The organism is Herpetosiphonaceae bacterium (genome assembly GCA_036374795.1).
Lineage (GTDB): Bacteria > Chloroflexota > Chloroflexia > Chloroflexales > Kallotenuaceae > LB3-1.
Genome location: DASUTC010000058.1, coordinates 1 through 9,924, shown reverse-complemented (window position 1 = coordinate 9,924; position 9,924 = coordinate 1). Strand labels below are relative to the sequence as shown.

The window sequence follows — 9,924 nt, the reverse complement described above, 5'->3', positions numbered from 1 at the left end:
GCATGTCCAGAGGTCGCCCGGCATGGTACCCGCCTGACGGCACATAAAGGACACGTATCGTATGGAATATGATTCTACACAACGCGGCAAAGTAGCTGGCTCGCTCGTGAGAAATATCGTGCAGCGGCGGCTCACCGACCTCGCGTATCGGCTAAAACCCGCACAGCCGGCTGAAGGACTGGAGTATATTCCGATCTCGTCCGAGGCCCGGCACTCGTTTTTTCCAAGAGGAGAGCCGCTAGGAATCACTGTCTGGAATACCTTTAAGGGTCGCCGCGAGCGTTACTATGATTTTCTTGCCGAGCAGACCGCCGATTCTGAGCTGATTTTATTGCAAGAATTTCGACATGATCCCCTGCTAGAAGCCTCCCACCGCGACATTTTTGCTGGCCGCGATACGGGCATGGCCGTGAGCTTCTACACACGTCCCAATCAGGAGGCGCCCACGGGCGTCTGTACCAGCTCCTGCGTCCGATCGATTAAGACCCTCTTCTTGCTATCGCGCTATCTTGAGCCTGTCACCAGAACCCCGAAGACGGCGATGTGTACCTACTATCCGATTGAACGTCCCGATTGTCCGCCGGAGCAGGCGCTCCTGGTTCTCAATAGTCATGGGATCAATTTTCGCCTGCGGCGACCGTTTCTTGATCAGATGTTGCAGTTCGAGGAGCAGCTTCGGCACCATGAGGGGCCGATCATCCTCGTCGGTGATTTCAACACCTGGGAGAACGGGCGGGTGCGCATCTTAGAGGCGGTGACGCAGAGCATCGGTCTAAGGCACATACGCTTTCCGGCTGGTATTAAAACCGTGCGCGGCCATGAGCTGGATCGGGTCTATGTGCGCGGCGGAGCGGCGGAGCATCAGCGAGTGTTCGTCAATCAGGGCGCGTCCGATCATAGTATGCTTTCATTTAAGTTCATTATCCGGTAGCGTGTTTCAAGTTTCAAGTTTCAAGGCCCTCTCCCATTGCCATAGGAGAGGGGAGAGGCGATCTGAGACTCGCCTTTGCTGGCTTGTTCCCTCGGCCTTACAGCTACAGCGCGGCCTGGATCGCCTTTTGAAATTCCTCCGGCAGCCGAATCCCGCGCGTCATCTCGCCCGATCCCGACCAATACATCCGGCTGGTAGCGGTCGCGTCTTTGAAATGGAACACGATCATGTAGTTCTGCCCTGCATCGTCCTGCGGCGGCTGGCTCTGATCGACGGGCGCTGCCAGCACCAGCTCGACCAGCGCCGCCACCTGCTGCGGATCGTTGAGCACACCTAGCTCTGTCGTGCCGTCCTCGGCGCTCACGACGCCGATCGATGCGACCTTGTCGCGTAGATCGAGCAGATCCGCGCCCTGTTTGGCGTTGGGATTGGTATCCGCCTCGTAGAGGATGATCTGCCCATCGCGCACGGCGGCCAGACGAAACTGCGGCTGGTAGCCCCTGACGGTATGGACGGACGTGCCGCGCTCCAGAAATGCGGCATCGCCATCCTTCGATTGATACCCCGGATCGTTGACGTTCTCGGCGAGCTTGAACTGCACCCTGGCGAACTCAGGTCCGAGATCGGCCTCCTCAAGCGCTCGTCCTGCCTCGCCGTGGCTTGCCAGGTAGGTGGTGCCGTTGAACTGGACGAAATCTACCCAGTCGATCAGCGCGACCGGGCGCTGGTCGATGGTGGGCAGCGTAGATGTACAACCGGTCAGCAGGAGCGTGCAGAGTGCTGCAAAGAGCGCAATATGTCGCATCGGGATGATTCCTCTCGCTACGTGGGGCTGCTGTCGAGCCTCAAGAATGGAGCACAGACGCACCGCCGCCTCGGATCGTTCCGTCGCTGGCACGGAGCGAGCGGCCTACAGATTACCCACCCCGACTTGTGATCGAGTGGGTCTGCGGCTCCGCCTGCGCTGGTTGATGGATTCGTCCGGTTGAATCTTCATGCTATACTTGCGATAATATGTTGCCCAGCAGAGGGTGGCAGGAAGGACGATCAATGCCTCAGTCATCCGGCTACCAGCGTAAGCCGTCGTGGCTGCTGAAAAAGATAGAGCGTACCCCAGAGACACGTGAGGTAAAACATCTCCTGCGCGATCTTGGCCTGAACACCGTTTGCGAGGAGGCGAGCTGCCCGAATCTGAGCGAATGCTTTGGGCGTCGCACGGCCACATTTATGATCGGCGGCGATCGGTGTACGCGGCGGTGCCACTACTGCGATGTAACCACGGGCAGGCCGCTGCCGCTCGACCCAACCGAGCCGCGACGGGTCGCCGAGGCCGCGCGCCGTCTCAACCTGAGATACGTCGTCGTGACGGCGGTGGCGCGCGATGATCTGAAAGATGGCGGCGCTGCGCACTTTGCCGCGACGATCCGCTGCCTGCGTCAGGCGCTGCCGACCACTCAGGTCGAGGTGCTGATCCCCGATTTCAAAGGCCATCTCGGAGCATTGCAGGCCGTCCTCGACGCCGCGCCCGATGTGCTCAACCATAATATCGAGACGGTGCGCCGTATCTTTGACGACGTGCGTCCGCAGGGCGATTACGATCGAACGCTGGAGCTGTTGCAGCGCGCTAAAACTCTCGCGCCCGATATTCCAACCAAGTCCGGCTTTATGGTCGGGCTGGGCGAGACGACGGACGAGATCTTTGCGACCATGCGCGACCTGCGCGCGGTAGGCGTCGATCTGGTGACGATCGGCCAGTATCTGCAACCATCCAAAGATCACGTGATCGTCTCCGAGTATATTCCACGGGAGCGCTACGCCGAGTACCGGCGCTACGGCAAGCAGCTTGGTTTTCGGGCCACGTTTGCCGGGCCGTTCGTGCGCTCATCATTCCACGCGGGCGAGCTGCTTCACGCCGATCAGCCGACCGATGAGATCGGCGAGTGGATTGCCCTGGAAGCGCGGTAGGCCACGCATCTAGACGTGGGGAGCGGCTGCATCGGCGCTGTTAGCAGCCTGTCGCTAATGGCGGAACATCAAATGCTAGATCGAACGGCGGTGATGTGCCGCCGTTTATGTGATCTCGGCTGAGGTGTCGAGCGAGCGGCGCAGAATGTGGTAGGACAGGGCGGTCATATGCGACCAATCGACATCGTTGCAGCGACACCCGCCGACGCGGCAGAGGTGATCCGATTGTTTGGCGAGTTGCACCGGTATAATAGCCAACTCGATCCGCGCTTTGCGCTCGCCGACGGCTGGGAGGAGCTCGTCCATCAGTATTTGCAACAATCCGAGGACTCCGCCGATAGCTCCTGGCTGCTGGCGCGCGATAATTCTCGCGTGGTTGGATTTGTTCTCGTAGAGCTGCACGCGGACTCGCCGCTCTATCGTCATCGATACTGGGCCGAGATCGTCGGCCTGTATGTCGATCCCGAATATCGCGGAAGCGATGTTGCGGATCTGTTGATGGAGCAGGCGTACGCCTGGGCGCTCCGCCGCAACCTGCGGATCATGCAGCTCTACGTTACCGCTACCAACTATCAGGCCCAACGCTTCTACGGCAAACAAGGATTTGTTGGTACCCAGCTTATCATGCGCCGGACGCTCAGCGAGAGCGACGTGCTGGAAGCGCCCCTGGCGACCCATTCTCACCGACGGCTCCATTTTTCCGAGGGCGGCGCACGACCATTGGATATGCACGAACGTGCCCACCGTAATCATGCAGGAGATAGCGACGAGTGATTGAGCAACACTGCCCGCTGCTAGAGGGATTGGACGCACGTGCTATAATGTTCAATCCACGGGAGGCCAGAACGTGAAAGACTTTTTGCGGCGCACACCGCGCTACTTTACAACTAATCGTAGAGTTGAGCAGCAAATTCCTGACGATTTGTGGCAGAAGTGCAGCGGCTGTAACGAACTCATTTTCTCCAAACAATTCGTAGACAATGCCAAAGTCTGCCCGCGCTGCGGCCACCATGAGCGCCTGAGCGCGCAAGAGTGGATCGACCTGCTGGTCGATGCGGGCGCGTGGCAGGAGTACGATGCCGATATCGCTTCGAGCGATCCGCTCGGCTTTGTTTCGCCGAAAGATAACTACGCCAAAAAGCTGCAAGGGCTGCGCGACGCGACCGGACGTTTGGATGCGGCGGTCTGCGGGATCGGCACCATCGGAGAGCTGCCCCTGGCGCTCTGTATCAGCGAGTTCGCCTTCATGGGCGGCTCGATGGGCGCGGTCGTCGGGGAGAAGATCGCGCGGTCGGCGGAGCGAGCCGCCAAGCGGGGCATTCCCCTGCTGACGATCAACTCGTCGGGCGGCGCACGGATGCACGAGGGCATCCTGTCCCTGATGCAGATGGCGAAGGTTTCGGTGGCGCTGTCGCGGCTGGGCGAGGCCGGGCAGCCTCATATCTCGCTGCTCGTCGACCCATGCTATGGCGGTGTCACCGCCGCGCACGCCTCATCCGCCGATATTATCATCGCCGAGCCGAAGGCGCATGTGGGCTTTGCCGGTCCACGAGTGATCGAGCAGACGATCCGGCAAAAGCTGCCCGCCGATTTTCAGACCTCGGAGTTTCTGCTCCAGCACGGCATGATCGATATTGTATCGCCGCGCGCCGAGCTGCGGATGGTGCTGACACGCATTGTGGGCCTGTACGCGAACCGCAGGCCCGACGATCAGCCGCTTGTCACCGAAAGCAATGGACGCAGCACCGGGCTGACCGGCTATGAGGAGATCTATGGCTGAAGAGCATCATCCACACGGCAGCCTGACGCCCTGGGATGTTGTGCAGATCGCGCGTCATCCCCAACGACCGCACACGCTGGACTATATTCGCGGCATGTGTGAGGACTTTGTCGAGCTGCGCGGCGATCGTCGCTTTGGCGATGACCGGGCGCTGCTTGGCGGTGTTGCGCGCTTCAATGGCCGGACGGTCGTCGTGATGGGCCATCAAAAGGGCAGCAATACCAAAGAGAACATTCAGCATAACTTCGGCAGCCCCATGCCGGAGGGCTATCGCAAAGCGCTGCGGCTGATGCAGCACGCCGAGAAGTTTAACCTGCCGGTCCTGGTGCTGATCGATACGTCGGGGGCGCATCCCAGCATGGCGGCGGAAGAGCGCGGCATCGCCGAGGCCATCGCCGAGAATCTGCTGGTCATGGCCGGCCTGAGGGTGCCGATCGTGGCGGCGGTGATCGGCGAGGGCGGCTCCGGCGGCGCGCTGGCTGTCGGCGTAGCAGACCGGCTGCTGATGCTCGAAAATGCGATCTACTCGGTGGCCTCGCCCGAGGCGAGCGCGGCGATCCTGTGGCGCGACGCCTCGAAAGCGCCCGACGCAGCCAAGGCGATGAAGATCACCGCTAACGATCTGCGGCGGCTGGGCATTGCCGACGAGATTATCCTAGAGGTGCCGGGCGGCGCGCATCTCGACGGGCCGACGACGGTTCAGCGTGTCGCGGCGGCGATGCAGCAGCACCTTGATGAGCTGCTGGCGCTGTCGATCGACGAGCTGCGCCAACGTCGCTACGATAAGTATCGCTCGATCGGCGCGCTGCATCAGGTCCAGGCCGCCAGCGCCACGGCGCCGAGCGGATCGTAGCGCGCCGTAAGGCCGGGGACGAAAGAACAAAGAACAAAGAACAACTTGAAACTTGAAACTCGAAACGTTGAGCTCGCTGATCCCTGATCCGTGGATTCTGCACGAGGCACGACAGACCGCGTAACCCGGCGCGGTCTGTCGCTGTTTTAATATGCAGGTGCGTAGTACTCCTTGTGCATAGTTCGCCTGCCCTTGCACGACCAAGCCTGGGGGCTCTTGATAAAGTGGCCGGTGGCGCGCATCTTGATAGAGTGCATCGATGCTACGGCATTGAGGCGAACCCGGCTCAACGGTAGCGGGGGAGAGTTGGGACTGATGGGCTAGCAGCACGGCTTGACTCTATTTTACAATCTGGTATGATCTGAAAGAAACAGTACACACTTGTACTGGCGGCGCAAGCTGTTAGGTTGTAAAACTTTTCCCGTTCAAATTGCATTAAAGTTAATAGCTCGGCGGTTCCGAGTTCGATCCCACGACGCAGCAACACCAATCACCCACCTCACCCACCCGCACCGCCCTCTCTGGCAACGACGCCCGAACGTCATGCCAGGCACATAGCCCTTGCCGCAAGGTATAGCAGCCTTCCGGCATCTCATCTCACACTTGCGGGCCGAAACGTTCTTGATCGCCATGACGCGAACCTCCCCCGATACGTATTTCTGGCCCACTGTTTTGCCCCTACGGGCAGGAGGACTTCGATGGCAACTGCATCAACAGGCGCATCACTTCTGAATCTCATCGGCGAGCTTCAGGATCGTCGTCAGTACCAGGAGTTGAATTGGACAGGTACGTTTGAGGACTACCTCGACACTGTCGCGCGCAACCCCCGTGTCACCCGTACCGCCTTCCAGCGCATCTACGACATGATCATGTCGTACGGCTCGGAAGAGTTCATCGATGCGAAGAAGAAGCTGATCCGCTACAAGTTCTTCGCCGATCCCTCGATCGACGAGGAGGACGCGATCTACGGGCTGGAAATTCCGCTGATGCGGCTGGTCAATTTCTTCAAGTCGGCGGCGGAGGGCTACGGCACCGAGCGGCGCGTGCTGCTGCTGCACGGCCCGGTCGGCTCGTCCAAGTCCACTATCGTGCGTCGCCTCAAGAAAGGGCTGGAGCGCTACACCCGCACCGACGACGGCGCGCTCTACACCTACTCGTGGTACCTGGGCGATGGCGATGATGTCGATCATGGCCGCGTGGCGGATGCCGATTGGGAAGATTGCCCGATGCACGAAGAGCCGCTGCATCTGATCCCGGAGGAGTTTCGCGAGAAGTTCCTGATGCAGCTCAACGAGCGGCTGGAAGAGGGACAGCGCATCCAGGTTGTCGGCGATCTCTGCCCGGCCTGCCGCTACAACTACCGCGACCTGATGCGGCGCTACGACGGCGATTGGGCGCAGATGATCAAGCATGTGCGCGTGCGGCGGCTGGTCTTCTCCGAGAAAGATCGCGTGGGCATCGGAACGTTCCAGCCCAAGGACGAGAAGAACCAGGACTCGACCGAGCTGACGGGCGATATCAACTATCGCAAGATCGCGCAGTACGGCTCGGATAGCGATCCGCGCGCGTTCAACTTCGATGGAGAGTTTAACGTCGCCAACCGTGGCATCATCGAGTTCATCGAGGCGCTCAAGCTCGACGTGGCCTTCTTGTACGACCTGCTGGGCGCGTCGCAGGAGCATAAGATCAAGTCCAAGAAGTTTGCCCAGACCGACATCGACGAGGTGATCATCGCGCATACGAACGAGCCTGAGTATCGCAAGCTCCAGAACAACGAGTTCATGGAGGCGCTCAAAGATCGCACGGTGCGCATCGATATTCCGTACATCACCAAGCTCAAAGACGAGATCAAGATCTACGAGAAGTCGTTCAACGATCACCGCGTGCGCGGCAAGCATATCGCGCCGCACACGGTTGAGATGGCCTCGATGTGGGCGGTGCTGACGCGCCTTGAGGAGCCGAAGAAGGCCAATCTGACGCTGCTGCAAAAGCTGAAGCTGTACAACGGCAAGTCGCTGCCGGGCTTTACCGAAGACAACATCAAGGAGTTGCGCAAGGAAGCGCAGCGCGAGGGCATGAGCGGGATCTCGCCGCGCTACATTCAGGACAAGATCTCGAACGCGCTGGTCAACGACGGCCAGGAAGGCTGCATCAACCCGTTCATGGTCTTGAACGAGCTCGAGGGCGGCCTCAAGCACCACTCGCTGATCAACAATGAGGAAGACAAAAAGGCCTTCCGCGATCTGCTGACGGTGGTCAAAGAAGAGTACGCCGAGATCGTCAAGAACGAGGTGCAGCGCGCCATCTCCGCCGACGAGGATGCGATCTCGCGGCTGTGCGGCAACTACATCGACAACATCAAGGCCTACACGCAGCGCGAGCGGGTGCGCAACCGCTACACCGGGCAGTACGAGGAGCCCGACGAGCGGCTGATGCGCTCGATCGAAGAGAAGATCGACATTCCCGAATCGCGCAAGGACGATTTCCGCCGCGAGATCATGAACTACATCGGCGCGCTGGCGATCGAGGGCAAGAAGTTCGACTACAAGACCAACGAGCGGCTGCACCGCGCGCTGGAACTCAAGCTCTTCGAGGACCAGAAAGATTCGATCAAGCTCACCAGCCTGGTATCGCAGGTGGTCGACAAAGACACCCAGGAGAAGATCGACGTGGTCAAGACCCGGCTCGTGCGCGACTACGGCTACTGTGATCGCTGCGCCGCGGACGTGCTGACCTACGTGGCGAGCATCTTTGCGCGCGGCGACGTGAAGGGCCGCAATTAGCTTCAACCTTGTAGGGGCGTACGGCAATGCGCCCCTACAGGTTCATCGGTGATGCTATGGCTAATCGTGTTGAGCGTGATCTCAACCGCTTCCGCCAGATTGTGCGGGGCAAAATCAAAAAAGACCTGCGGAAGTATATGTCGCAGGGCGAGATGATCGGGCGTCAGGGGCGGCGCTACGTGTCGATCCCGCTGCCGCAGATCGATATTCCTCAGTTTCGCTTCGGCCAGAAACAGCAGGGCGGCGTCGGGCAGGGCGAGGGCGATGTCGGCGATCCGATCGCGCGGGGCGATGGGCAGGACGGCGCCGGCGATGCGGGCGAAGATCCGGGGCAGCACACCATCGAGGTGGATGTGACGCTCGAAGAGCTGGCGCAGATCCTCGGCGAGGAGCTGCAACTGCCGAATATCGCGCCCAAGGGCAAGAAAAACATCATCGCCGAGAAAGACCGCTACACCGGCATCGCCAAGGTCGGGCCGGACTCGCTGCGGCATTTCAAGCGCTCGTATCGCGAGGCTCTCAAGCGCCAGATCGCCACGGGCGAGTACAATCCTGATGATCCGGTGGTGGTGCCGATCAAGGACGATATGCGCTATCGCTCGTGGAAGACGACGATGCTGCCCGAATCGAACGCGGTGATCATCTACGCGATGGACGTGTCGGGCTCGATGGGCACCGAGCAGAAGGAGCTGGTGCGGATCACGGCCTTCTGGATCGAAACCTGGCTGCGCTCGCAGTACAAGTCGATCGATATTCGCTACATCGTCCACGACGCGGCGGCGAAAGAGGTCGATCAGCAGACGTTCTACCATCTGCGCGAGGGCGGCGGCACCAAGATCAGCTCGGCCTACAAGCTGGCGCTGCGGATGATCGAGGAGCGCTACCCGCCGGACGACTGGAATATCTACTGCTTCCACTTCTCGGACGGCGATAACTGGGGTGGCGGCGATACCCGCGAGTGCGTGGAAGTGCTGCGCAATCACCTGCTGCCCAAAATTAACCTGTTCTGCTACGGCCAGGTTCGCTCGCTCTATGGGTCGGGCCGCTTCGCGCACGATCTTGAGGAGTACCTGGGCGGCGTGGAAAATCTGGTCATCTCCGAGATCGCCGACCGCGACGACATCTACGATTCGATCAAGGACTTTTTGGGTAAGGGCAAGTAGCGAGAACAGAGAACAAAGAACAGAGAACAGGCAATTCAACTTCTTTGTTCTTTGTTCCGTTGTTCTTTGTTCTTGGGATAATCTATGCGTAACACGAAACTGCCACCTGATTTACAAGCTGCCTGGGAAGAGATCGAGGGCTATGCCAAGGATTACGGCCTCGACTTTTTCCCGATCTCGTTCGAGGTGCTGGACTACCGCACGCTCTACGAGGTCGCGTCCTACGGTGGCTTCCCGACGCGCTATCCGCACTGGCGGTTCGGCATGGAGTTCGACCAGATGATCAAAGGCCATACGTATGGCCTGTCGGTCATCTACGAGATGGTCATCAACAATAATCCGTCGTATGCGTACCTGCTCGAAGGCAACGACATGACGACGCAGAAGATGGTGATGGCGCATGTGACGGGCCATGTCGATTTCTTCAAGAATAATCTCTGGTTCTCGCA

The 9,924-nt window shown here is 59.8% G+C and carries 9 protein-coding genes; 8 read left to right on the top strand and 1 reads right to left on the bottom strand.

Features of this window, described 5'->3' with window-relative positions:
* The first annotated feature begins 61 nt into the window (after positions 1-61).
* Positions 62-931 carry an endonuclease/exonuclease/phosphatase family protein gene (locus tag VFZ66_03755; protein HEX6288276.1) on the top strand — a complete coding sequence of 290 codons (870 nt, stop codon included), beginning with the start codon at positions 62-64 and terminating at the stop codon, positions 929-931.
* A gap of 103 nt (positions 932-1,034) precedes the next feature.
* Here VFZ66_03755 and VFZ66_03750 read toward each other — a convergent pair whose 3' ends face one another.
* Complete coding sequence (locus VFZ66_03750; GenBank protein HEX6288275.1) at positions 1,035-1,736, bottom strand: hypothetical protein; 702 nt, start codon at positions 1,734-1,736, stop codon at positions 1,035-1,037.
* Positions 1,737-1,981: 245 nt separating this feature from the next.
* Between VFZ66_03750 and lipA the strand changes: the two genes are divergently transcribed.
* The 7 genes from lipA to VFZ66_03715 form a co-directional block, all read left to right on the top strand.
* On the top strand, positions 1,982-2,896 hold the full coding sequence (gene lipA, locus VFZ66_03745; protein HEX6288274.1) for a lipoyl synthase: 915 nt from the start codon (positions 1,982-1,984) through the stop codon (positions 2,894-2,896).
* Positions 2,897-3,064: 168 nt separating this feature from the next.
* Positions 3,065-3,670: a GNAT family N-acetyltransferase gene (locus VFZ66_03740; protein HEX6288273.1), complete on the top strand. Its 606-nt coding sequence runs from the start codon at positions 3,065-3,067 to the stop codon at positions 3,668-3,670.
* A gap of 73 nt (positions 3,671-3,743) precedes the next feature.
* Positions 3,744-4,676, top strand: a complete 933-nt coding sequence (gene accD, locus VFZ66_03735) for an acetyl-CoA carboxylase, carboxyltransferase subunit beta (GenBank protein ID HEX6288272.1) — start codon at positions 3,744-3,746, stop codon at positions 4,674-4,676.
* Complete coding sequence (locus VFZ66_03730; protein ID HEX6288271.1) at positions 4,669-5,529, top strand: acetyl-CoA carboxylase carboxyltransferase subunit alpha; 861 nt, start codon at positions 4,669-4,671, stop codon at positions 5,527-5,529. Before accD ends, VFZ66_03730 begins: the two co-directional genes overlap by 8 nt.
* Before the next feature lie 698 nt (positions 5,530-6,227).
* Positions 6,228-8,312, top strand: a complete 2,085-nt coding sequence (locus VFZ66_03725; GenBank protein ID HEX6288270.1) for a serine protein kinase — start codon at positions 6,228-6,230, stop codon at positions 8,310-8,312.
* A 56-nt stretch (positions 8,313-8,368) separates the two neighbouring features.
* Complete coding sequence (locus tag VFZ66_03720) at positions 8,369-9,475, top strand: DUF444 family protein (protein ID HEX6288269.1); 1,107 nt, start codon at positions 8,369-8,371, stop codon at positions 9,473-9,475.
* A gap of 84 nt (positions 9,476-9,559) precedes the next feature.
* Positions 9,560-9,924, top strand: a 365-nt coding sequence (locus tag VFZ66_03715) for a SpoVR family protein (protein HEX6288268.1), incomplete at its 3' end; no start/stop codon positions are given.